This window comes from Bacillus paranthracis (assembly GCF_001883995.1).
GTDB lineage: Bacteria > Bacillota > Bacilli > Bacillales > Bacillaceae_G > Bacillus_A > Bacillus_A paranthracis.
In genome coordinates this window covers 736,941-761,455 of record NZ_MACE01000018.1, presented here as the reverse complement: position 1 = coordinate 761,455, position 24,515 = coordinate 736,941, and the positions used below count along the sequence as shown (strand labels likewise).

Genomic DNA, 24,515 nt, shown 5'->3' with positions numbered 1-24,515 from the left:
CGGCTATAAATAATCTTGTTTGAGAGGATGATTGAAATGCAAAATGTGTATTGGTTAACGAATGTACGATTAGAAACAGGTTACAAGTTTAATAATGAAGTAGTTACAGGTACAGAAACAGCTTTGCATCATTTACTTATACAAGATGGAAAGATTGCAAAGATTGTACTTGCGGATGTACCGCTTCAAACGGAATATGAAATGAAAGATGCGAAAGAATTGCTTGTTCTTCCGTCGTTTGTGGAAAATCATTTTCACCTTGATAAGACAAGACTTGGTGGTCCATGGGAAGCATGTACACCAGTAAAAAATATTATTGAGAGATTAGAGTTAGAACAGCAAGAGTTACCAATTTTAGCTCAAACAACTGGAGAGAGAGCAGAGTTATTACTAAGCAACATTTTAAATGCTGGTTCGACTCATATACGAACGCATGTAAATATTGATCCGTATATCGGTCTTAAAAACTTAGAATCTGTACGTCAAACTTTAGAGAATATGAAAGATGCGTTTACATATGAAATCGTAGCATTCCCGCAGCATGGTTTACTTCGTACAGAAGCGCATTCTCTTATGAGAGAAGCGATGAAAATGGGCGCAACTTTAGTAGGTGGTGTAGATCCAGCTACTGTAGATAATAATATTGAAAAATCACTTTTTGATATGATGGAAATTGCTGTAGAAGCAAATGCCGATGTTGATTTGCATTTACATGATGCAGGGCATTTAGGTATTTATACAATTAAAAAGTTAGCTCAGTATACAGAGGAGGCTAGTTGGGACGGACGTGTTGCGGTCAGTCATGCGTTTAGCCTAGGAGATGTATCTAAAGAAGAAGGAGCAGATATGGCAGACTTATTAGCTGAAAGAGGAATGTCTATTATTACGACGGTACCAATTAACAGAAATATGCCGCCAGTACCATTACTTACAGAAAAGGGTGTTTCCGTTTCTTTAGGTTGCGATAGTATGTTTGATTCATGGGGACCATTCGGAAATGCTGATATTTTTGAAAGAGTAGGGCGTTTAGCGGAAAAGTATCGCTGGATTGATGAAAAGTCTTTAGCTTCTTCTTTAACTTATATTACAGGTGGAAAAACGCCATTGGATCAAGACGGAAATCAAGTTTGGCCTAAAGTAGGAGATAAAGCTGATTTTGTTTTCTTACAAGCTACTTGTTCAGCAGAAGCGATAGCTAGACGTGCACAGCGACCTGCTGTGATGAAAGGTGGAAAAATAGTAGCAGGTTCCTTGCAACATGTTCAAGGCGTATTGATTTAATTTACGTATCTCCCTAATTTATCCCGCTTTAACGGGCAGTAAGACCCCCACCTCAAAATTCAGCGGAAGCAAAGAAGTTAGGTGGGGGATCAACTGTCCGTAAAAGTCCGATTGGTTCAACTAATAATCAGTGGGGGATGAACAAAACCCCCACTGATTAAAGTTTCACTTTATATATATTTTTTCAAGGGTTCCTAATGAAAGAATAGGAATCCTTCTTTTTTACGAGAAAAGGAGGGGAATAGATGACACGTACATATATATTACTGTTTATATGTGTAGTAGTTTGGGGGAGTAATTTTATATTTGGTGCGATTTTAGTGAATACATTTCATCCGGTGTTGTTAACGACACTTCGCTTACTATTTATTAATTTGTTTTTTCTAGCGTACGCTATTATGTGTAAGAAAGGCTTATATATAGAAAAGAATGAAATGAAAGGTGTATTATTAATTGGAGTCATAGGTGTCGCGATTAATCAATGGTCTTTTTATGAAGGGTTACAAACAGCAGATCCAACAACAGCTGCGCTAATATTAGCACTTACTCCTGTCATGACTTCTATTTTAGCGGTATTTATTTTAAACGAACCGTTAACAGCTAAGTTAGTAATAGGAGGGGGAATTGCTACTTTTGGAGTGTTTTTTGTAATTGGTGTTGGGCAGAGATTTGTCTTTTCAGAAGGGTTAATATGGATTTTTATAACGATGCTATCTTTTTCTTTATCTATCGTTTTAATTCGGAAATTGGGGAACAGAGATGATATGTTTTTGATTACATTCTTTTCTTCAATTTTTGGTTTTTTAATTATGCTACCGTTTCTTGCTTTTACCTTTTCTCACATAACGTTGAAATACTCTATAGAGAGTTGGTCGCTTCTTATTGTGACAGCAATACTTATGCATGGAGTTTGTACATTGGCTTGGAATAATCAATTGAGAAAAGCACAAGCATCAACAGCAGCCATGTTTTTAAATTTAGAACCATTCGTTACGATGGTGGTAGGCTATATTATATTGCAGAAAAGTGTAACAGCTATTCAAATAATTGGAGCTGTTTTTATCGTTTGTGGAGTGTACACTGCGACATTTGGATACGGGAAGAAATCGAAGGGACAAAAAGTTTTGTTTCGAAAAGCTACGTAATAGTATAGTGTGTATTTCTATGTGAAATGTATGGAAGGGATGAAAAATTTGGACAATCAACATAACCAAAATCATATTATGGGAACTTTGCAATGGTTTATCTTTTTATTAGCGAATTCAATCGCATTACCAATTGTCGTTGGCGGATTATTTCATCTTACGACGGAGGAAATATTTTATTTAATGCAGCGTACATTTTTTGTAGTTGGTATATCTTCTTTTTTACAAGGGTGGCTTGGACATAGACTACCAATTGCAGATGGACCAGCTGGATCATGGGTTGGCGTATTTACCGTACTTGCTTACGCAACTGTCGGGCAAGATCAATTACACAGTACATTGCAAATTTTAGAATTAGGAATGATAATCTCAGGTGTTATTTTAATAGGACTAGGAGTAACTGGTTTCATCGGACGTATTTTATTTTTATTTACGCCACTTGTGACAGGGACGTTTTTACTTTTATTATGCTTACAATTAAGCGGTGTATTCCTAAAAGGAATGCTAGGGATTACTGCTACTGTTTCTCAAATTGATGCATTTACAGTGATAATTGCGTTTAGTATATTTCTTTTCGTTATTATACTATCTAATTTTGGGAAAGGTTTTGTCAAAAGTTATGCGGTTTTAATAGGATTAATTAGTGGGTGGATTCTTTTTCTCATTGCAGGAAAAGTGACGATTCCATCTCAAGTAACTCATTTTGTGCAACTTCCGCAAATATTTGCTTGGGGACTTCCAAAATGGAATACAGGTATGGCAGTATCAAGTTTCGTTATGGTATGTATTTTAGTTTCAAATACAGTGGCAGCTATTATAGCGATTAATCAAGCTACCATTCAAAAAGCGACTATTGAACAGAAACAGTTGAAGGATGGAACGTGGGTTGGAGGCATTTCACACATCATTTCTTCCATATTTTCAACTGTAGGTGTCGTGCCGTTACCGGCAACGGCAGGATTTATACGTTTAACGAAACAAAAATATATACGTTCGTTCTTACTAGCATGTATGTTACTAGTCGTAATGTCGCTGTTCCCAAGTATTATTCGTTATTTAGCATCTTTACCATCCGCTGTCGCATCTGCGGTTTTAATGGCTTCTTTCGTACAGTTAATTGGAATTGGGTTAAATAATATAAAACAAGTGGAGCTTAATGAAAGGAATGTAACAATTTTAGGCGTTGCAGTATTATTTGGTAGCGGCGTTATGTTTTTACCGTCTGGAGCGCTCCAGTCCTTGCCGTCTGTCATACAATATATATTTGGAAATGGTTTGTTCGTAGGTACAGTTGTCAGCATATTACTAGAACAAATATGGCGTACCGAAAAGTAAGTGGATACAAAGAGTGAACGCACTGTATAAAAGTCTAAAATAACATGTGAAATAAAGCCCATTTTCATTCACCACCCGCACATTTCGTTCATACAATATCTTGACTAAATAAACACCCAACTTACACATACACAGCTCTGGCTTAAGCAAGGAGGGTTATACCAGTTGAAGGAAAAAGCGTATCAATCTAAACCTTTACTCACAAAGAGAGAGAGAGAAGTATTTGAATTACTGGTTCAAGATAAAACAACGAAGGAAATTGCAGGTGAACTTTTTATCAGTGAAAAGACAGTTCGTAACCACATCTCAAACGCAATGCAAAAGCTAGGGGTTAAAGGACGTTCACAAGCAGTTGTTGAGCTTCTTCGTATGGGAGAGCTCGAGTTATAAAAAGAAAGCCGACTTATATAAAAGAGTCGGCTATTTTTTTGTTTCATGCGTTATATGAATGATAAGAACACTCCATACATAAATAAGTAGTAAGGAGGGGATATGTTGAAAAGGATATTGTTAGTTTCAACAAGCGCTCATGATATGAATGGACACCCGACTGGTTTGTGGCTGGAAGAGCTCGCAGCTCCTTATAACTTGTTTAAAAAGGCTAAGTTTGATGTTGATATTGTGTCGATACAGGGCGGTAGAGTGCCGATTGATAGAGTTTCTATTCCGAACGAGATACCTCGTGAATTTAAGCATGTCGCTTCTTTATTGCAAAATACGAAACCAATCTCAAATGTTCATTTTTCGGATTATGATGCGGTTTTATTTGGTGGTGGACACGGGGCGATTGTAGATTTTCCAGGTAATCCATATGTTGCAAATTTAATTGTGAATATGTACAACAACAACCGAATTGTAGCGGCTGTTTGTCACGGAGTAAGTTCTTTAGTCGGTGTGAAAAATAAGGACGGCTCGTTTTTTAGTGCGGGTAAGCATATAACAGGTTATACAAATGATGAGGAAAAAGCTGTACATTTAGAAAAGCGAGTGCCGTTTTTGTTAGAAAATAAATTGAAAGAAGAAGGGGCTTTGTTTTATGTTGCTCCAAATTTTACGCCGCACGTCGTAGTAGATGGGCGTTTAATTACAGGGCAAAATCCGCAGTCTAGTATGGAAATAGGGAAAGCTATAAGAAGAGCTGTAAATAAAGTATAGAAAAAGTGCTCGTTACTCATAAAGGTAGCGGGCACTTTTTTTATAGGATAAATGACCCCTTAAACTAAAAAGATGTATTGAGTATAGTGACTTCATTTATAATTAATCGTGAATTTGCTATACTATTTTGTATGGACAAAAGGGGAGGCTCTTTTAATGAGAAAAGTTGCGTGTGCAAATACTTATATTAATAAAATAAAGCCCGTTATTAGAAAAACGAGTTTTAGTCAATTGAAAATAGATGAAATTGCGAAGTATATGGATATTAGTAAAGCTACTTTATATAAACGTTTTTCTTCAAAAGATGAGATTATTGAAGCTGTGGTAGAAGATTTTATGAACTATCTTCTTGAAGGGGATGCGGATAATCAAGATGAAAGTATGTCTTTTGCAGAACGTTTCCAAAAGACGTTTATTCACTCTTTAAAATGTGTGACATACATTTCAGATGTCTTTTTACAAGATTTGAAAGAGGCATATCCGCACTTATCTGATCGGTTAGTCGCTGCACAACAAAATCGTAATCATAATTTGCAAATGTTTTTTGAAGCTGGTATGGAACAAGGTTACTTTAATAAAATGAACGCACAATTATTTATGGTGCAAGATGATGTGATGTTAAGACGTATAATAGATCATTCTTTTTGTATTCAGTACGATATTACGTTAAAGAAAGCGATACTTGATTTTTATCAACTAAAGAAGTATCAACTGTTTAAACCGGAGTATATAGAAGCAATTGATGATTCGGAAATTGAAAAAGAAGTTATGGCTATTTTGCAAATGATTTCGTAAAAAAAGCAGATTTTCCTATAGTAGTGGAAAATCTGCTTTTTTTATTACATGTTATTTGTTTATGTGTTGTAATACTAATTCAGCTACTAGACCGCCTGAAGCTGGGTTTTGACCAGTGATAACACGATTATCTTCTACAGCAAAAGCTTCCCAAGGCTGTGCAGCTTTTTCGTAAAGTCCTCCATTTTTAATGAGTTCATCTTCTGTTAAAAATGGAACGAATTGATCTAATTCAGCTAGTTTTTCCTCTTCATTTGAGAATCCTGTTACTTTTTTACCGCTAATTAAGCGTTCCCCATTACTTAATGTGATATGAAATAAACCGGCAGCTCCGTGACAAACAGAGGAAACAATTCCGCCATTTTCATAAATGCTACGGCTAATCATTTGGAGTTCTTTATTTTCAGGGAAGTCCCAAATTACACCGTGACCGCCTGCGTAATAAATCGCAGCGTAGTCTTCCTGATTTACTTCACTCGGTTTCATTGTAGAACCGAGACGATTCATAAATTCTTTCTTTTGATACCATTCCCAATCGATGTTCTCCGCCATTGCTAAACTATGCGGATCAATCGGTGTATAACCACCTTGTGGGCTAACATAATCTACTTCGTAACCAGCTTCTTCAACTTTTTTAACGAAATGAACAGCTTCACCAAGCCAAAGGCCAGTAGCTCGATTTAAATTTGGATATTTTTCAACGCTCGTTAATACAACTAACATTTTTTTCTTCATCATAATCCTCCTGTAATGTTTCTTCCGTATACAAGTTCATTATTTTATTAAGTTAGAAATTGCAAATTTGAATAACCGTGTTAGTCCTCCTTATATCGGATTCGAAATTAGTGTATAACAATTTTTGAACAAAGTAAACTAAAAACACTAAATTAGTTTATTTTGTATATTTTTCGTTGACAAACTGTAATGCTGAAACTATGATAGTTCCATGAATATCGAACAACGTACATGTTTCGTTTCGAATTCAATTTGTCGCGCGATAAATGTATACATTTGATGAAGTTGTCTAGTGATAATAGAAGAGCTAAACAACTTCATTTTTCGTTTTCAATTACTACAATCAGGAGAGGTGTTACACATGGGGGAAGATATAAACAATCATTCAAAATGGTTTGTTTTCACATTATGTTTTATCGTTTTATTAGGACCGATGAATGCGGTTTTATTTAATGTTGCGTTAGAGGATATTGCTCATGATTTATCTATTAGTCAATCGAAAGTAAGTTGGGTTGTAGTAGGTTATTCTTTAGTTGTCGGTATTGGTTCAATGATATATGGGAAGCTTGCTGATCGTTACAGTGTAAAAAAACTATTAATTATTTCGATTATCATATTTGTAGTGGGTTCTATTATTGGATTTATGAATCAATCTTATGTGATTACCATTCTTGCAAGATTAGTGCAAGCGAGCGGGGGTGCAGCGTTTATTGCGCTTAGTATGATTGCAGTGGCCAAATTAGTTATTCCTCATAAGAAGCCTGGTGCGTTAGCGATGATTAGTTCTTCTATTGCATTAGCAGTAGGTATTGGCCCTTTAGTTGGCGGGGCTATTACAAATACACTAGGGTGGCCATATTTATTTTTATTTATGGTTATTTCAGTAGTGGGGATTTTCTTGCTTATAAAATTTATGCCAGAAGAAATGCAGCATACGGATGAAACGTTTCATTTTGATTATATTGGAGCGGCGTTACTATTTGCATTCATTACGACTGTTTTACTAGGTATCGATATGAATCGTTGGCTATTTGTGTTATCGATAATTTCTTTATTTTTATTCACGGTTCGTATGAAGAAAGCGGAGCATCCATTTATCGATATTGAGTTGTTTTCGAACAAAGCATTTCTTCGTTTAATAACAGTCGGATTTATAATTAATGTGGCGTTATGTGCTAATTTATTATTGTTGCCATTACTGTTAGGAAGAGAGCACGGATTGTCTCCATTTGTTATCGGAATTGTATTATTTGTTGCATCACTCTTTGGTATTGTGTCTAGTTTTATTACTGGAAAGATTGTCCCTTCGTTTGGAAATGTGAATATGATTTATGTAGCGTCTGTCATTATGATTGTTGGCTTTTTAATTTTAGGGTTTATTCCGAATGGAAGTATAGTCGTTATTGTATTGGCGATTATTTTGACATTTATGAGTTATTCTGCCATTCAAGTATCATTGAACACATTTATACCGAAAACATTACATGCAGCTAAAGTTGGAGTCGGTCTTGGCTTATATAATTTAATTAACTTTTTCGGTATGGCATTTGGACCAGCTGTTGCGAGCAAAATTATGGAATCTACAAATAGTTATCGTTTCAATTTTATTTTAATCGTCATGTTAATTTCTGCTCATTTCTTCTTATTAATAGGAATGTCTTCTTTCCAAAAAAAGATGGAGCATTAAAGATGTACTTTATTATAGAAGAAACCGACTTTCATATAGAAGGTCGGTTGTTTTTCTGTCTTGCAAATTATGAAAAAAAGGAGCAAAATAAAAAAGGTCCTAGTCTATACAGGTACAAATGAAAATTTTCATATAGAAGCAGTTTAAGTGAGCGAACTTAAAGTGTGAAAAATATAATGATAAAATAAGATGATGAATGAGAAAACGGGTGATGAAGTTGAATAGAGCAATCGGTGTTATCGATTCAGGAGTTGGCGGTTTAACAGTGGCGAAGGAATTAATTCGTCAGTTGCCGAAAGAGCGCATTATATATTTAGGGGATACAGCACGTTGCCCTTATGGTCCACGTTCTCGAGAAGAAGTGCGTCAATTTACGTGGGAAATGACGGAGCATTTACTAGATTTAAATATCAAAATGTTAGTTATTGCATGTAATACAGCAACTGCAGTTGTATTAGAAGAGATGCAGAAACAATTACCAATTCCAGTGGTAGGAGTTATTCACCCAGGATCACGTACAGCTTTAAAAATGACAAACACGTATCATGTTGGGATTATTGGAACGATTGGAACGGTGAAAAGTGGTGCATACGAAGAAGCGTTAAAGTCTATTAATAATCGTGTTATGGTAGAAAGTTTAGCGTGTCCACCTTTTGTTGAGCTTGTAGAGAGCGGTAATTTCGAAAGTGAAATGGCGTATGAAGTTGTAAGAGAAACGTTGCAACCGCTGAAAAACACTGATATTGATACGCTTATTTTAGGCTGTACACATTATCCAATTTTAGGTCCTGTTATTAAACAAGTAATGGGAGATAAAGTGCAACTCATTAGTTCTGGTGATGAAACGGCACGTGAAGTAAGTACCATTTTATACCATAGTAAAATGTTGAATGAGGGAGAGGAACAAAGTGATCATCTCTTCTTAACAACAGGAAAAATAGGCCTATTTAAAGAAATTGCATCAAAATGGTTCGGTCAACCGATTGAAAATGTAAAACATATTTATTTAGAAAAAGAATAATAATAGAATTCATATAAGTGAACTCCTGAGAAATCAGGAGTTTTTTTGTTTATAGGGAGCACAGCTTGTTCTAAAACATGAAACAGCTCGTATACATAATAGTACAAACTTAGATTTTAGGGGGGAATGGCATGCCTAAATCCACTTTTAAATGGGTTGTTGGTGCTACTGTGAGCGCTGTTTTACTAACAGGGTGTGGCTTTATAAATCAAGAGAAAGCAACGGAGCAAATTGATCCGCCAAAACAAGTTACGTATACAGAGGGTGGAAAGAAAGAAGTATCTAAGAAAGATAAGCAAGGACAAACGGTGAATAGAGAACTATACCTTGTTGATAAAAATGGCTATGTTGTACCGCAAACGTTAGCTATACCTACTCCGAAAGCAAATGAGGTTATTCAGCAAACGTTAGAGTACCTTGTGAAAGATGGACCGGTAACGAATTTGTTACCGAATGGGTTCCGTGCAGTCATTCCGGCGAATACATCGATGACCCTAAACTTGAAAAAAGATGGGACGGCAGTCATTGATTTTTCTAAAGAAATGAAAAACTATGCAAAAGAGGAAGAACGTCAAATCGTTGAATCTATTGCATGGACGTTGACGCAATTTAAAGAAATAAAACAAGTGCAGTTCCAAATAAATGGTGAAAAATTAGCGAAGATGCCTGTTGGTGGTACACCGCTTGGTGAAGGGGTGAGCCGTGCGAACGGTATTAACTTCGATGATGAGCAAGTAGCGGATGTAACAAATACAAAACCAGTAACACTTTATTTTATGGCACAAAATAATAATAAACAGCAATACTACGTACCAGTAACACGCCGCGTTGTAGAAGGAAAAGAAAATGATTATGCAGCAATTGTAGATGAACTTGTAAAAGGGCCGATTCATCAATCTCTTCTGAACGATTTCAATCCAGGAGTTAAGCTCATTACGAATCCGAAATTACAAGATGGAAATCTTACATTAAACTTTAATGAAAATATATTTATAAACCCAGATAAAAATATGATTTCAAATTACGTATTGAAGTCATTAGTTTTATCTTTAACAGAAAAGAAAGGCGTGAAAAGCGTTTCTATTGAAGTAAATGGTAAAGCAAATCTTATAGATGAAAAGGGCGGAAAGTTAATAAAACCTGTAGATCGTCCAGAAAACGTGAATACAGGTAGTTTTTAATCGCCAATAATTTGATATACTTAAGTAAGAAAGGGGAATTGCTTTTTGGGTTCCTCTTCTTTTATTGTATACATATCATACATTTAAATTTGGCTATACTAACAAGTAGTTATGAGGAGGTTATTTTTATGCGAGTAGATGGTAGAGAAAAAACAGAATTACGCCATATACATATTCATACGAATTATTTAAAACATCCAGAAGGATCAGTGTTAATTGAGGTTGGGGATACAAAGGTAATTTGCTCAGCGACAATTGAAGAGCGCGTCCCGCCATTTATGCGTGGAGAAGGAAAGGGCTGGGTAACAGCTGAATATGCGATGATTCCACGTGCGACAGAACAACGTACAATTAGGGAGTCAAGTAAAGGGAAAGTAACAGGACGTACAATGGAAATCCAGCGCTTAATTGGACGAGCATTACGTGCGGTAGTTGACTTAGAAGCGCTTGGTGAGAGAACGGTTTGGATTGATTGTGATGTTATTCAAGCGGATGGTGGAACGCGAACTGCTTCTATTACAGGTGCATACGTAGCGATGGTATTAGCGTTTGAGAAGTTATTACAAGCAGAAAAAGTATCTAAAATTCCAGTAAAAGATTATTTAGCAGCAACGTCAGTAGGGATTGTTGAAGAGCAAGGTGTTGTTTTAGATTTGAACTATGCAGAAGATTCTAAAGCAGACGTTGATATGAACGTAATTATGACTGGAAAAGGTCAGTTCGTTGAAGTGCAAGGAACTGGAGAAGAAGCGACGTTTAGTAGAGCGCAGTTAAATGAATTACTTGATGCTGCAGAACAAGGCATTTTCCAACTGATCGATATGCAAAAAGAAGCGTTAGGTGACATCGTATCTCATATAGAGTAGAGGTGGAAAAAATGAAACAAGTTGTTGTAGCGACAAAAAATATGGGGAAAGTACGTGAATTTGCTGAGTTATTTGAGCGATTTGATTTAGAAGTGAAATCATTACACGATTTTCCTCATATTGAAGAAGTCGAAGAAACTGGTGAAACATTTGAAGAAAATGCAATCTTAAAAGCGGACAGTTTGAGTCGACAATTGAATGCAATTGTAATTGCGGATGATTCAGGTCTTATTGTAGATGCTTTAAACGGGAAACCAGGTGTATATTCAGCACGTTTTGCTGGAGAGCCGAAAGATGATCAAGCGAATATTGATAAAGTTTTACAAGAATTAAATGAAATACCGTTTGATAAGCGTAAAGCTCGCTTCTACTGTGCATTAGCAGTGGCTTTCCCTGAAGGGGATAAAAAGCCTGTCATTGTAAATGGGACGTGCGAAGGGTATATTTTAGAACAGCGCCGCGGGGAAAACGGTTTTGGATATGATCCGATTTTTTATGTGGAAGAATATAAAAAAGCGATGGCGGAACTAAGTTCAGATGAGAAAAATGCTATTAGTCACCGCGGACGTGCTCTACGTAAGCTAGAAGAAAAAATCCCTGAATGGTTTTTAGGAGAATAAGGGAGAGAGATTGATGAAAGCTTTAATCGTAAGCGATAGTCATAGCTCTGTGAAGGAATTACAGCAGTTAAAAGAGAAGTATGAAGGGAAAGTAGATATCATGATTCATTGCGGTGATTCAGAGCTAACGCCTGCTCATGAAGAGTTGCAAGGTTTCCATGTTGTAAAAGGGAATTGTGATTATGCTAACTTTCAAGACGAAATTGTAACTGATGTAGATGGTGTTCGTTTCATAGTTGTGCACGGACATCGTCATAACGTGAAAATGACGTTACAAACATTAGCGTACCATGCTGAAGAGGTAGGGGCGCAAGTTGCATGCTTCGGACACTCTCACGTATTAGGTGCGGAATTAATCGACGGCGTTTTATTTATTAATCCAGGCAGTATTTTATTACCGCGTCAGCGTGTAGAAAAAACATTTGCTTTATTAGAAATGGATGAAAATCAAATGGAAGTTCGTTTTGAAACACTAGACGGACAGCTAGTTGAACAAGCAGTTTTTAAAAGAGGATAAGAAAAATTATCCTCTTTTAAAAAAGGTGTTGACTTTATGTATGGTTATACATATAATAAATATTGTCGATAGGGCAACGGCGCTAACGAAGAAAAATAAAATAACATATGCGGGTGTAGTTTAGTGGTAAAACAAGAGCCTTCCAAGCTCTGGTCGAGAGTTCGATTCTCTTCACCCGCTCCATGTCCCAGTAGCTCAGCAGGATAGAGCAACGGCCTTCAAGAAAAATAGGAGCCTTTATAGGGAAACAAGAACCTATAAAGTGGACGACACTATATCGGTGAAGCCTTAACAGTTCGGCTGATGGTAATACCGAGGAAACTTACGATCTTGAAAAAGATTAAGGAGTTTTGAATGATTAAGTGAAACTTAATGGTAAAGACTCTGAAGTATGATGAAAATCATCGTGAGGTTCCGTAGAGACTACACGTGTCGCACCTGAAATGGTGAAGATATAGTCCAGACTACAAACAGTAATTGCTGGTAGCGAAAGCTATGGTGGTAAGCTAAGCCGTCGGTCGGGAGTTCGAATCTCTCCTGGGACGCTAAAAAAAACCTTGTTATCTTTTGATAACAAGGTTTTTTGTTTGTCTACAAATTGATGTATGTGCAAAAGGTGTAAAAAATATGACGTAATATATGGTAATTATTATGTGTAACGGATTAAAGTGCATGAAGAAAAGAGCGCCATTTATGCGCCCTATTCCTCTTATTTCATTTCAAGAATCAATAGGTTTATGATGGAACTCAAATCCATATCCAGATTCTCCTAACTGTTCACTTACAATATTATAAAACTTTTTACCGCCCTCGTACGATTGAGCAACCGTTATCGAAACTTATCCCCGTTAGTGTGTTACAATGAATAGAAGCGGAAAACGAGAATCTCCAATTGACTAGACCTGTGATTGGTTAGACAGTTTAAGAAGGTTGTATAAAAAAGGGAGATGGCGCAAAGATGGCGAGATCAAATGAGAACGATTTAACGGAGAAATTGGCAGAAGGTCACCGAAAATATGGTGATGGCAACTTTACAGTACAGAACATCGGTGATGAAACCAACCCGGATTGGACTATCGTAAAAAATGTGAGGAAAGGATCGGCAGGTATTCGAGAAGAGGAAGATATATTAAGACTGCGATCAAAATATATAAAATAGTACGGAAATGAGCAGGCCGAGAGTTTGAACATCTTCTAGGACGCTGAAAAACCCTTGTTATCTTTTGATAACAAGGGTTTCTGTTTAGTTATTAATAAACTTCTCAAATACAAAACCATAATCTTTCACATTATATTGTTTCTTCGTATCAACGAGCCAGTTAAAGGCGATTTCGTTCATTTCTTTAAATTGCTCTGCTAAATTTACTTGTGCATTTGAAATACGGCTAAAAGCGTTAGATGCCATATCTAAACTTTTATGTGCATACTGCAATGTAATATCGTTGTCGTATGAAATTTCTTCGATTTTAAGTAAAGCTTTATATAAATCTTTTAATTCCTCGATATGTTTTTTATGAACATCAATTGAATAATGTTCATCTCCCATTTGAAATTTAATTTCTACATCTAAATCAATCGTTCCCGCAGTTTCAAGCAATACGTTTTTAATTTGATATTTACTATAGCTAAAGCGGCGTAGTGTACGTTTTTTGCTTGTCGCACTTGTACCATCTAGGTGAAGTAATCCTTTGTTTGTGAAGCAATATTCATCTGATTTCGATTTAATTAGAAAATAAATTTTCTCTCCATCTTCATGCATTACGTAATCATCAGCATCAACCTTGTCATAATCTTTTGGTGTAATGACAGAACCTACATCACTTAACCCTAAAACATCAGCAGCTACTTTTTTGAACATATATAATCCCCCTTGTAAATTAAATTCTTAATTATACAAAAATATATTAACATGGTTTTAACAAAGAGTTTTCTTTTAATGAGAAAATGTTGGGAGGTAAGTTAAGAAAAGGAACGAATATTATTTTGAAAATATGTAAAAAGGTGCTGAGAAAAAGTGTACCATCATACAAAAACAAAAGGAGATTTAGCTGTTTTAAAGGCACAAGTTGATTTGTATGAAAAAGGATATATGATTTTAATACCACAAACAGAGCATTCGCCCTTTGATCTTGTAGTATATAAGGGCGGGGGATTTAAAAGGGTGCAAGTGAAATATAGAGAGTTGAATGCAAGAGGGATACTGGAAGTAAGATTCCGATCTAGTTATTCTACAGCAAGCGGAGTCGCTACAAAAGAAGTGAATAAAGAAGAAATAGATGTGTATTGTGTATATTGTCCTCAAACGGATTTTTGCTATTATTTCAATCCGAAATTATTTAGTAAATCTATTAGTTTAAGAGTGGATTCTCCGAAAAATAAACAAGAGAAAAAAGTTAATTTTGCAAGTGATTATAGAGAAATTCCGTGAAAGCACCTCAAGCGATATGGGGTGTTTTTCAATCTCTCTTTGAAATCTTACAATTCTGTAAGGTAACTGTAAGGTAGTTCGATGGTAACAAATTGTTAATCCTCTATAATGAAGGTAACAACGATAAAACGAGGAGGAAGAAATAATGAAGGGATTAATCGTAACGGGTTTAACAGTTGCTTTTGGATTTGTAGCGTATGAGAAATTAACGTATGTAGTTGATGTTGTAAAACATTTAATCGCTTAGAGGAAACTACCATGAGAGGGAAAGGGAATGAGTGAATGAATGGAATGGTTATTTGGAATTATAGGTACTTGTAGTGTAGTGTTATTGTTCTTTGTCCCGAGTGGTATACTTAGTTCGACAACGAGTTTGTTCTTCTTAAGTTTGTTTGCTTGTACGATGCTTATCATTATGTTTTTAATGAAGCGAAGTAAACCAATCTTCTACTTTAGCATGATTGTTATGGCAATTATTGTTCTCCAAATTATTACCCTTGTTATATACCCCACTATTATAAAAGCTTTCCATTAATGATGAATCCTCTGCTTGAATTGCTGAGGGTTTTTATTTGCATATTTTTAATTTTGAGTAGGAATTCACTTGTATTGAAATATAAAAATTAAATATTTCTATATTTCAAACAAAGGGTTTCGGGATGTTGTGTTCTCATTACTCATTTGATATATTTACTTTAAAGATAATTAAAATCTAGAAAAAGAGGCGGACGTATGGATAAAAAAGAAAATACGGTCGTATTGTTTCCGCAACTATCAGAGCGCTATATTGATGAAGGTTTTTTAGCGCTGAAAGAGCGGAAATTCGAAGATGCATTGCGCTGCTTTGAAATATTACGTCAGTATAATGCAGAAACGGAACAAACGGAACTAGCTTCGGTTATTTGTTTGTTAGAATTAAAACATATGGAAGAAGCGAAAGAGAAATGTGAACAGTTACTGGAAACAGGAGCGGTCTTATTTGGTGATATTCTTGAAACGTATGTGACAATTTTAGTTCAAACAAATGATTATGAAGGCGTTATTGAAACTGTTGAAAAAGTTTTGCAAACGAAAGATGTAATGCCTGAGCAAAAGGAAAAATTAGCACAGCTCGCTTTATTTGCAGAAGGTATGTTACATGAAGTAGATACATCACGAGTTGATTCGAATTTTGAGTTAGATGAATTTACTAATGAAATATTTGGAGAAAACTTTGGGCAAAAGCTAAGAGCGATTCAGCAACTTTCGTTAAAAGACTTGGATCTTGCATTACCTATTTTAAAGAAATTTTTAATAGACGAAAAACAGCACCCTTATTTGAAAACTTCTATTTTATATAAAATGATAGAAAATCAAATAGAAGAAGAGATAGAGGTAGAAAAGTTTGGGAATACGATCAAGGTAATTCCGGCATTTACAGGTCATAATGAGGAGCAATCCGATAACATTATACATAGATTATCAAGTCGATTAGAGCAAAATTATCCTGATATATTTGATGCGATGGTTACATATTGGAAAGAATTGCAAATTAGCATTTTCCCATTCGCTCTATTAATGGATAAAGTGGAGATTTGGGCTGCTGTTTTAGAGAGAATTGGTAGAAAGCGTTTCGGGTTGACTATTGATGAAGAAGAGCTTATGACAGCGTATAATATTGAATTAGAAGAGTTTCATATTGCCTATCAATGGTTATTACGTGTCGAAAGAGAAGGATATTTGCCCGTATAATTATGAAAAAGAATCGTTCGGTTCTTGAAACGAGCATATTCTATGTTATAATGTAAGGGTTGCAAAAGGCAGAAATCTGCCTGTTTGTAAGAGAAGAGAAGTGTAATTCTCTTACTTAATATGTTTCATATTATTCTCGAACAAAATATACCGTAGTTGTCTTTTAGGCAATTAGTAGATTGGAACATTATATCTGAAAGCTTTTGCTAGAGGATTATTTGTACTTTTGTTATTTCAAAAAAGAGATAATGAAGATCTTAATCTATAGAGGTATGTGCATACATTATTATAGTTGGAGGGAAAGAATAAATGGCTGCAAAATGGGAAAAATTAGAAGGTAACGTAGGCGTTTTAACAATCGAAGTTGATGCTAAAGAAGTAAACAACTCTATCGACGCTGCGTTCAAAAAAGTAGTAAAAACAATCAACGTACCAGGTTTCCGTAAAGGAAAAATGCCTCGTCCGTTATTCGAACAACGCTTTGGTGTTGAATCTTTATACCAAGATGCTTTAGATATCATCTTACCAAAAGCATACGGTGAAGCAATCGATGAAGCTGGTATCTTCCCAGTTGCTCATCCTGAAATCGACATTGAGAAGTTCGAAAAAAATGCTAACCTTATCTTCACTGCAAAAGTTACAGTGAAACCTGAAGTTAAATTAGGTGAGTACAAAGGTTTAGCAGTAGAAAAAGTTGAAACAACTGTAACTGACGAAGATGTAGAGAACGAATTAAAATCTTTACAAGAGCGTCAAGCTGAGCTAGTTGTTAAAGAAGAAGGAACTGTTGAAAACGGTGATACAGCTGTAATCGACTTCGAAGGTTTCGTTGATGGCGAAGCATTTGAAGGCGGAAAAGGCGAAAACTACTCTCTAGCAATCGGTTCTGGTACATTCATCCCAGGTTTCGAAGAGCAATTAATTGGTCTTAAATCTGGTGAGTCTAAAGACGTTGAAGTATCATTCCCAGAAGAGTACCATGCTGCTGAATTAGCTGGCAAACCAGCAACATTCAAAGTAACAGTTCACGAAATCAAAACAAAAGAACTTCCTGAGTTAAACGACGAGTTCGCTAAAGAAGCTGACGAAGCGGTTGCAACTCTTGATGAATTAAAAGCAAAACTTCGCACAAACTTAGAAGAAGGCAAAAAGCACGAAGCTGAGCACAAAGTACGTGACGAAGTAGTAGAATTAGCTGCTGCTAACGCTGAAATCGACATTCCAGAAGCTATGATCGACACTGAGTTAGATCGTATGGTTCGTGAATTCGAGCAACGTTTAAGCCAACAAGGTATGAACCTTGAGCTTTACTACCAATTCACAGGTACTGATGCTGACAAGTTAAAAGAGCAAATGAAAGAAGACGCTCAAAAACGCGTAAGAATCAACCTTGTTCTTGAAGCTATCATTGAAGCTGAAAACATCGAAGTTACTGAAGAAGAAGTAACTGCAGAAGTTGAAAAAATGGCTGAAATGTACGGTATGCCAGTAGACGCTATCAAGCAAGCTCTTGGAAGCGTAGACGCTTTAGCTGAAGATCTTAAAGTTCGTAAAGCTGTAGACTTCTTAGTAGAAAACGCTGCATAATAAAATAACAAGGCGCGATTTTAATCGTGCCTTGTTTTATAAATATAGAAATATATTTATAAAACTTTTCGATGAAGAAGGAAAACTTCCTTAATAAGTCGAATATACATATTTCAAAAGTTTTAAAAACTTTTTATTTGTACATAACTAGTCATATTATTTGTATTTCTCGCCACGTAGTGACATAATATGTATTTACATACGATACATTTATCGTGTACATACGAAGGCAAGAGGTTAGCACTTTGTAAGGGGTGTGAAAATATGTTTAAATTTAATGATGAAAAAGGGCAATTAAAATGTTCTTTCTGTGGTAAAACACAAACGCAAGTCCGAAAGTTAGTTGCAGGTCCAGGTGTTTACATTTGTGACGAGTGTATCGAACTTTGTACTGAAATTGTACAAGAGGAGCTTGCGAAAGACGAAGAAGTAGAATTCAAAGATGTACCGAAACCGGTAGAAATTCGTGAAATTTTAGATGAGTATGTCATCGGACAAGATAACGCGAAAAAAGCACTAGCGGTAGCGGTATATAACCATTACAAACGCATTAATTCTAACAGCAAAATTGATGATGTAGAATTAGCGAAGAGTAATATCGCACTTATCGGGCCAACAGGTAGTGGTAAAACATTACTGGCACAAACGTTAGCGCGTATTTTAAATGTTCCATTTGCAATCGCGGACGCAACATCTTTAACTGAAGCTGGGTACGTTGGGGAAGATGTAGAAAACATCTTACTTAAATTAATCCAAGCAGCTGATTATGATGTAGAGAAAGCGGAAAAAGGAATCATTTATATTGATGAGATTGATAAAGTGGCACGTAAGTCCGAAAATCCATCAATTACACGTGATGTATCTGGTGAAGGTGTGCAGCAGGCACTTCTGAAAATTTTAGAAGGTACTGTAGCAAGCGTTCCACCTCAAGGTGGCCGTAAGCATCCGCATCAAGAGTTTATTCAAATTGATACAACGAATATCTTATTCATCTGTGGTGGAGCGTTTGATGGCATCGAGCCAATTATTAAACGTCGTCTTGGTGAAAAAGTAATTGGATTTGGTTCTGAGAAGAAAAATGCTGATGTAAATGAGAAGCATGTTTTATCTCACGTATTACCAGAGGACCTTTTAAGATTTGGTTTAATTCCAGAGTTTATCGGTCGTCTTCCAGTTATTGCGAACCTAGAGCCGCTTGATGAAGATGCTCTTGTTGATATTTTAACGAAACCGAAAAATGCACTTGTTAAGCAATTCCAAAAACTATTGGAGCTTGACGATGTTGAGTTAGAGTTTGAAGAAGGCGCACTAATTGAGATTGCGAAAAAAGCAATTGAACGTAAAACAGGTGCTCGTGGACTTCGTTCTATTATTGAAGGCTTAATGCTTGAGGTAATGTTCGAGCTACCATCTCGCAAAGATATCGAGAAGTGTATTCTTACAAAAGAAACAGTAGCTGATAATGCAGCACCAAAATTGGTGTTACAAGACGGTACTGTACTTGATACAAAAACATCTGCATAATGCGAAGGAGAAACAGCAATTTTTATAATTGCTGTTTTTCTTTATGTTTAGCTATGTTCCTCCGCGGAAATACTAAGAGATAAAACATTGCGGGAGGAAATAAATGATGAGCTGGACAAATATATTTTTACTTGTTCAACTTGTTTTTGGTGTAATTGTCGGATTGTATTTTTGGCATTTACTTCGAAATCAGCGAACACAAAAAGTTTCAATTGATCGAGAATCGAAAAAAGAATTAGAACAGCTTCGTAAAATGCGCGAGATTTCTTTAACAGAGCCGCTTGCGGAAAAGGTGCGTCCTACATCCTTTTTAGATATTGTAGGGCAAGAGGACGGGATTAAGTCGTTAAAAGCGGCTCTTTGTGGTCCAAACCCGCAACATGTGATTATATATGGTCCGCCAGGTGTCGGAAAGACAGCGGCAGCGCGTCTCGTATTAGAAGAAGCAAAACGAAATCCAAAATCTCCATTTCGCACAAATGCAACATTTATTGAACTGGATGCGACGACAGCTCGGTTTGATGAACGTGGTATTGCAGACCCTTTAATTGGTTCGGTGCATGATCCAATTTATCAAGGTGCTGGTGCGATGGGGCAAGCAGGTATTCCGCAACCGAAAAAAGGTGCGGTAACAGATGCTCACGGTGGTATTTTGTTTATTGATGAGATAGGTGAATTACATCCGATTCAAATGAACAAAATGTTAAAGGTGCTAGAAGATCGGAAAGTGTTTTTGGAAAGTGCATACTACAGTGAAGAGAATACGATGATTCCAACGTATATACATGACATTTTTCAAAAAGGTTTACCAGCCGATTTTCGCTTAGTTGGGGCGACGACACGTTCGCCAGAGGAGATTCCTCCTGCTATTCGGTCGCGCTGTTTAGAAGTGTTCTTCCGTGAGTTAGATACAGAAGAAATTCAAAAAGTAGCGAAGAATGCGGCTGACAAAGTGGAAATGCAAATCGGTGAAAATGGTATTGAAATGATCGGGATGTATGCAAGAAATGGGCGAGAAGCGATTAATCTTGTACAAATTTCTGCTGGAATGGCAATAAATGAAGAACGTCCTTTCATTAAAGATGAAGATATAGAGTGGGTTGTTCACTCTAGTCAACTTACACCGAAGTATGAAAAACGCATTTACCCTATTCCGAGAATCGGTCTTGTAAATGGACTTGCTGTATACGGACCAAATACAGGCGCGTTATTAGAAATTGAAGTAACAGCAATCAAGGCGAAAGATAAAGGATCGGTAAATGTTACTGGAATTGTTGAAGAGGAAAGTATTGGTAGTCAAACGAAATCCATTCGTCGTAAAAGTATGGCGAAAGGTTCTGTAGATAATGTATTAACAGTGCTTCGATCTCTAGATGTATTGCCAGAAGGGTACGATATACATATTAATTTTCCAGGTGGTATCCCGATTGATGGGCCTTCGGCGGGAATTGCTATGGCAACAGGTGTGTATTCAGCAGTGCATCATACGTATGTGAATAATGAAGTAGCGATGACTGGTGAGATAAGTATACACGGGGAAGTGAAACCTATCGGTGGTGTGTACGCAAAAATAAAAGCTGCGAAAAAGGCAGGAGCTAAGAAAGTTATCATTCCTGCTGAAAACATGCAACCATTTTTGTATACAATAAAAGGAATTGAAATTATTCCTGTTCGGAAGTTGAAGGAAGTATTTGAGCTAACGTTTATACAGGAAAATATACATCGAGAGCTCGATGTACATACTACGATAGACGAAACAGATGCACAATCAATGTGAGAATGAACGATAATAGTATTTGCCAGACTTCGTTTAAGTTTGTATGCTTAAGCGGAGTCTTTTTTCTTTTATAAGGGAGAAAAAACGAGGGATTTACAGTTGCGGAGAATCTCTGCAATTGCATCTAGATGTATTGTAATATAAAATAGTTGAACAGGAGTTTAATTTATTATGGAGGTGCTATGTCTAGTATGAATACGAATGAAAGAATCGTGCCCCTCCTACCATTAAGAGGCGTTCTCGTATATCCAACGATGGTTCTGCATCTTGATGTAGGACGTGATAAATCGATACAAGCACTAGAGCAGGCGGCAATGGATGAAAATATCATCTTTTTAGCAATGCAAAAAGAAATGAATATCGATGATCCGAAAGAAGATGACATATATAGTGTAGGTACAGTGGCGAAAGTGAAGCAAATGTTAAAATTGCCGAACGGTACGCTTCGTGTCCTTGTAGAAGGTTTACATAGAGCAGAAGTAGTAGAGTTTATCGAAGAAGAAAATGTAGTGCAAGTTTCTATTAAAACGATAACGGAAGAAGTGGAAGCTGATTTAGAAGAGAAAGCTCTTATGCGCACATTACTGGAGCATTTCGAACAATATATTAAAGTTTCGAAAAAAGTTTCAAATGAAACATTTGCAACGGTAGCTGATGTAGAAGAGCCAGGAAGATTAGCGGATTTAATTGCTTCTCACTTGCCAATTAAAACGAAGCAGAAACAAGAGATTTTAGAAATCATATCTGTGAAAGAACGATTACATACACTTATTTCAATTATTCAAGATGAACAAGAATTACTTAGTTTAGAAAAGAAAATTGGACAAAAAGTGAAACGTTCAATGGAGCGCACGCAAAAAGAATATTTTTTACGTGAGCAAATGAAGGCGATTCAAACTGAACTTGGCGATAAAGAAGGTAAGGGCGGGGAAGTTGAAGAACTTCGTGAGAAAATTGAACAGTCAGGAATGCCTGAAGAAACAATGAAGGCCGCACTGAAAGAATTAGATCGTTATGAAAAGTTACCAGCAAGTTCTGCGGAGAGCGGTGTTATTCGCAATTATATCGATTGGTTATTAGCACTTCCGTGGACAGAGGCAACAGAAGATATGATTGATCTTGCTCATTCTGAAGAGATTTTAAACAAAGATCATTACGGTCTTGAGAAAGTGAAAGAGCGCGTACTTGAATATTTAGCGGTACAGAAGTTAACGAATTCATTAAAAGGGCCTATCCTTTGTTTAGTAGGACCACCTGGGGTCGGAAAAACTTCGTTAGCGCGTTCTATTGCAACATCATTAAATCGTAATTTTGTCCGTGTATCCCTTGGTGGTGTGCGTGATGAATCTGAAATTCGTGGTCACCGTCGTACGTACGTTGGAGCAATGCCAGGACGTATTATTCAAGGTATGAAAAAGGTGAAATCAGTTAATCCAGTCTTCTTATTAGATGAAATTGATAAAATGTCTAACGATTTCCGTGGAGATCCTTCAGCAGCATTACTTGAAGTGTTAGACCCAGAACAAAACCATAACTTCAGTGATCATTATATTGAAGAACCATATGATCTATCGAAAGTTATGTTTGTAGCAACTGCGAATACACTTTCCAGTATTCCAGGTCCGTTACTTGACCGTATGGAAATTATTTCGATTGCTGGCTATACAGAGCTTGAAAAGGTTCACATTGCTCGTGAGCATTTATTGCCGAAACAATTAAAAGAGCATGGCTTACGAAAAGGTAATTTACAAGTACGTGATGAAGCGCTTCTTGAAATTATCCGCTATTATACACGTGAGGCTGGTGTTCGTACATTAGAGCGCCAAATTGCAAAGGTTTGTCGTAAAGCAGCAAAGATTATCGTTACAGCAGAACGTAAGCGTATTGTAGTAACAGAGAAAAACGTTGTTGATTTACTTGGTAAGCACATATTCCGTTATGGGCAAGCTGAAAAAACAGACCAAGTTGGTATGGCGACAGGTTTAGCGTATACGGCAGCAGGTGGCGATACACTGGCGATCGAAGTGTCCGTAGCGCCAGGTAAAGGGAAATTAATTTTAACAGGGAAACTTGGGGATGTTATGAAAGAATCCGCACAAGCAGCGTTTAGCTATATTCGTTCTCGTGCAGAAGAGCTTCAGATTGATCCTGATTTCCATGAGAAAAATGATATTCATATTCATGTTCCAGAAGGAGCAGTTCCAAAGGATGGACCGTCAGCAGGTATTACGATGGCAACGGCACTTATTTCTGCGCTAACAGGTATTCCTGTAAGTAAAGAAGTGGGGATGACAGGTGAAATTACACTTCGTGGTCGTGTATTACCGATTGGTGGTTTAAAAGAAAAAACATTAAGTGCTCACCGCGCAGGTTTAACAAAGATTATTTTACCAGCGGAAAATGAGAAAGATTTAGATGATATTCCAGAGAGCGTAAAAGAAAACCTTACGTTTGTGCTTGCATCTCATTTAGATGAAGTATTGGAGCACGCATTAGTAGGAGTGAAACAATGAAAGTAACAAAAGCAGACATTGTAATTAGTGCTGTTAAACCAGAACAATATCCAGACGGTGACTTACCAGAAATTGCATTAGCAGGTCGTTCAAATGTCGGGAAGTCTTCCTTTATTAATAAAATTTTAAATCGTAAAAAGTTAGTACGTATTTCTTCTAAACCAGGAAAAACACAAACATTAAACTTCTTCTTAATTAATGAGATGATGCACTTTGTGGACGTTCCAGGTTACGGATATGCGAAAGTATCTAAAACAGAGCGCGCGGCTTGGGGTAAAATGATTGAAACGTATTTTACAACACGTGAGCAATTAGATGCAGCTGTATTAGTAGTTGATTTACGTCACAAACCAACAAATGATGATGTAATGATGTATGATTTCTTAAAGCATTATGACATTCCAACCATTATTATTGCAACGAAAGCCGATAAAATTCCGAAAGGGAAATGGCAAAAGCATTTAAAAGTTGTAAAAGAAACGCTTGATATTGAAAGTGGCGATGAAGTCGTTCTATTCTCTTCTGAAACAGGACTTGGGAAAGAAGAAGCATGGAAAGCAATTCATAAATTTACAAAAACAAAAAACGCGTGACGAATGTCGCGCGTTTTTTTCTTT

General features: G+C 36.5%; 23 protein-coding genes, 1 tRNA gene and 1 pseudogene. 22 read left to right on the top strand and 3 right to left on the bottom strand.

The window, feature by feature from the left end; genetic code table 11:
* The first annotated feature begins 36 nt into the window (after positions 1–36).
* From BAQ46_RS10215 to BAQ46_RS10190, 6 genes are all read left to right on the top strand, one after another.
* Positions 37–1,281: an amidohydrolase family protein gene (locus BAQ46_RS10215; protein WP_001181865.1), complete on the top strand. Its 1,245-nt coding sequence runs from the start codon at positions 37–39 to the stop codon at positions 1,279–1,281.
* A gap of 245 nt (positions 1,282–1,526) precedes the next feature.
* A complete protein-coding gene (locus tag BAQ46_RS10210; protein ID WP_048557558.1) occupies positions 1,527–2,426 on the top strand; it encodes a DMT family transporter in 900 nt (299 codons plus the stop codon).
* A 30-nt stretch (positions 2,427–2,456) separates the two neighbouring features.
* Positions 2,457–3,761 (top strand): purine/pyrimidine permease, encoded by a 1,305-nt coding sequence (locus BAQ46_RS10205; protein WP_000398838.1) that lies wholly within the window; start codon positions 2,457–2,459, stop codon positions 3,759–3,761.
* A gap of 165 nt (positions 3,762–3,926) precedes the next feature.
* Positions 3,927–4,151 (top strand): spore germination transcription factor GerE, encoded by a 225-nt coding sequence (gene gerE, locus BAQ46_RS10200; RefSeq protein ID WP_000659484.1) that lies wholly within the window; start codon positions 3,927–3,929, stop codon positions 4,149–4,151.
* Between the two features lie 102 nt (positions 4,152–4,253).
* Positions 4,254–4,916 (top strand): type 1 glutamine amidotransferase domain-containing protein, encoded by a 663-nt coding sequence (locus BAQ46_RS10195; protein WP_071741883.1) that lies wholly within the window; start codon positions 4,254–4,256, stop codon positions 4,914–4,916.
* A gap of 156 nt (positions 4,917–5,072) precedes the next feature.
* Entirely contained in the window at positions 5,073–5,711 is a 639-nt protein-coding gene (locus BAQ46_RS10190; protein ID WP_001233027.1) for a TetR/AcrR family transcriptional regulator, read from the top strand.
* Between the two features lie 51 nt (positions 5,712–5,762).
* Here the strand turns inward: BAQ46_RS10190 and BAQ46_RS10185 are convergent, their stop codons facing one another.
* Positions 5,763–6,446, bottom strand: a complete 684-nt coding sequence (locus BAQ46_RS10185) for a type 1 glutamine amidotransferase domain-containing protein (protein ID WP_071741882.1) — start codon at positions 6,444–6,446, stop codon at positions 5,763–5,765.
* Between the two features lie 361 nt (positions 6,447–6,807).
* On the opposite strand from BAQ46_RS10185, the gene BAQ46_RS10180 reads away from it, so the two are divergent.
* The 7 genes from BAQ46_RS10180 (at position 6,808) to BAQ46_RS10145 (ending at position 12,521) form a co-directional block, all read left to right on the top strand.
* Positions 6,808–8,133: an MFS transporter gene (locus tag BAQ46_RS10180; protein WP_000503384.1), complete on the top strand. Its 1,326-nt coding sequence runs from the start codon at positions 6,808–6,810 to the stop codon at positions 8,131–8,133.
* Positions 8,134–8,344: 211 nt separating this feature from the next.
* Positions 8,345–9,154 carry a glutamate racemase gene (racE, locus tag BAQ46_RS10175; RefSeq protein ID WP_000773996.1) on the top strand — a complete coding sequence of 270 codons (810 nt, stop codon included), beginning with the start codon at positions 8,345–8,347 and terminating at the stop codon, positions 9,152–9,154.
* A 131-nt stretch (positions 9,155–9,285) separates the two neighbouring features.
* On the top strand, positions 9,286–10,335 hold the full coding sequence (gerM, locus tag BAQ46_RS10170; protein ID WP_001126762.1) for a spore germination protein GerM: 1,050 nt from the start codon (positions 9,286–9,288) through the stop codon (positions 10,333–10,335).
* Positions 10,336–10,463: 128 nt separating this feature from the next.
* A complete protein-coding gene (gene rph / locus BAQ46_RS10165; protein ID WP_001261765.1) occupies positions 10,464–11,201 on the top strand; it encodes a ribonuclease PH in 738 nt (245 codons plus the stop codon).
* A gap of 11 nt (positions 11,202–11,212) precedes the next feature.
* Positions 11,213–11,821, top strand: coding sequence for an XTP/dITP diphosphatase (locus BAQ46_RS10160; protein WP_061132090.1), 609 nt, complete (start codon positions 11,213–11,215; stop codon positions 11,819–11,821).
* Between the two features lie 13 nt (positions 11,822–11,834).
* Entirely contained in the window at positions 11,835–12,338 is a 504-nt protein-coding gene (locus BAQ46_RS10155) for a metallophosphoesterase (protein ID WP_000645498.1), read from the top strand.
* Positions 12,339–12,447: 109 nt separating this feature from the next.
* A tRNA-Gly gene (locus tag BAQ46_RS10145) sits at positions 12,448–12,521 on the top strand.
* Positions 12,522–13,057: 536 nt separating this feature from the next.
* Here the strand turns inward: BAQ46_RS10145 and BAQ46_RS31670 are convergent.
* Positions 13,058–13,144 (bottom strand): annotated as a pseudogene (locus BAQ46_RS31670) (DUF6572 domain-containing protein); the annotation flags it as partial.
* Between the two features lie 152 nt (positions 13,145–13,296).
* Between BAQ46_RS31670 and BAQ46_RS10140 the strand changes: the two are divergent.
* Positions 13,297–13,497 (top strand): hypothetical protein, encoded by a 201-nt coding sequence (locus BAQ46_RS10140; protein WP_000124456.1) that lies wholly within the window; start codon positions 13,297–13,299, stop codon positions 13,495–13,497.
* A gap of 84 nt (positions 13,498–13,581) precedes the next feature.
* On the opposite strand, the gene BAQ46_RS10135 is transcribed toward BAQ46_RS10140, so the two are convergent.
* Positions 13,582–14,196, bottom strand: coding sequence for a PH domain-containing protein (locus BAQ46_RS10135; RefSeq protein ID WP_071741881.1), 615 nt, complete (start codon positions 14,194–14,196; stop codon positions 13,582–13,584).
* A 156-nt stretch (positions 14,197–14,352) separates the two neighbouring features.
* Between BAQ46_RS10135 and BAQ46_RS10130 the strand changes: the two genes are divergently transcribed.
* The 8 genes from BAQ46_RS10130 (at position 14,353) to ysxC (ending at position 24,491) form a co-directional block, all read left to right on the top strand.
* Positions 14,353–14,766: a group I intron-associated PD-(D/E)XK endonuclease gene (locus BAQ46_RS10130; protein ID WP_071741880.1), complete on the top strand. Its 414-nt coding sequence runs from the start codon at positions 14,353–14,355 to the stop codon at positions 14,764–14,766.
* Between the two features lie 286 nt (positions 14,767–15,052).
* Entirely contained in the window at positions 15,053–15,301 is a 249-nt protein-coding gene (locus tag BAQ46_RS10125; RefSeq protein ID WP_001983650.1) for a hypothetical protein, read from the top strand.
* 197 nt (positions 15,302–15,498) lie between these two features.
* Positions 15,499–16,497, top strand: coding sequence for a hypothetical protein (locus BAQ46_RS10120; protein WP_000358268.1), 999 nt, complete (start codon positions 15,499–15,501; stop codon positions 16,495–16,497).
* 309 nt (positions 16,498–16,806) lie between these two features.
* Positions 16,807–18,084, top strand: a complete 1,278-nt coding sequence (tig, locus tag BAQ46_RS10115; RefSeq protein ID WP_000729258.1) for a trigger factor — start codon at positions 16,807–16,809, stop codon at positions 18,082–18,084.
* Between the two features lie 264 nt (positions 18,085–18,348).
* On the top strand, positions 18,349–19,608 hold the full coding sequence (gene clpX, locus BAQ46_RS10110) for an ATP-dependent protease ATP-binding subunit ClpX (protein WP_000472282.1): 1,260 nt from the start codon (positions 18,349–18,351) through the stop codon (positions 19,606–19,608).
* A 106-nt stretch (positions 19,609–19,714) separates the two neighbouring features.
* Positions 19,715–21,385: an ATP-dependent protease LonB gene (gene lonB, locus BAQ46_RS10105; RefSeq protein ID WP_025991615.1), complete on the top strand. Its 1,671-nt coding sequence runs from the start codon at positions 19,715–19,717 to the stop codon at positions 21,383–21,385.
* Between the two features lie 182 nt (positions 21,386–21,567).
* Entirely contained in the window at positions 21,568–23,898 is a 2,331-nt protein-coding gene (lon, locus tag BAQ46_RS10100; protein ID WP_071741879.1) for an endopeptidase La, read from the top strand.
* A complete protein-coding gene (ysxC, locus tag BAQ46_RS10095; RefSeq protein ID WP_000869113.1) occupies positions 23,895–24,491 on the top strand; it encodes a ribosome biogenesis GTP-binding protein YsxC in 597 nt (198 codons plus the stop codon). Before lon ends, ysxC begins: the two co-directional genes overlap by 4 nt.
* Positions 24,492–24,515: the final 24 nt, after the last annotated feature.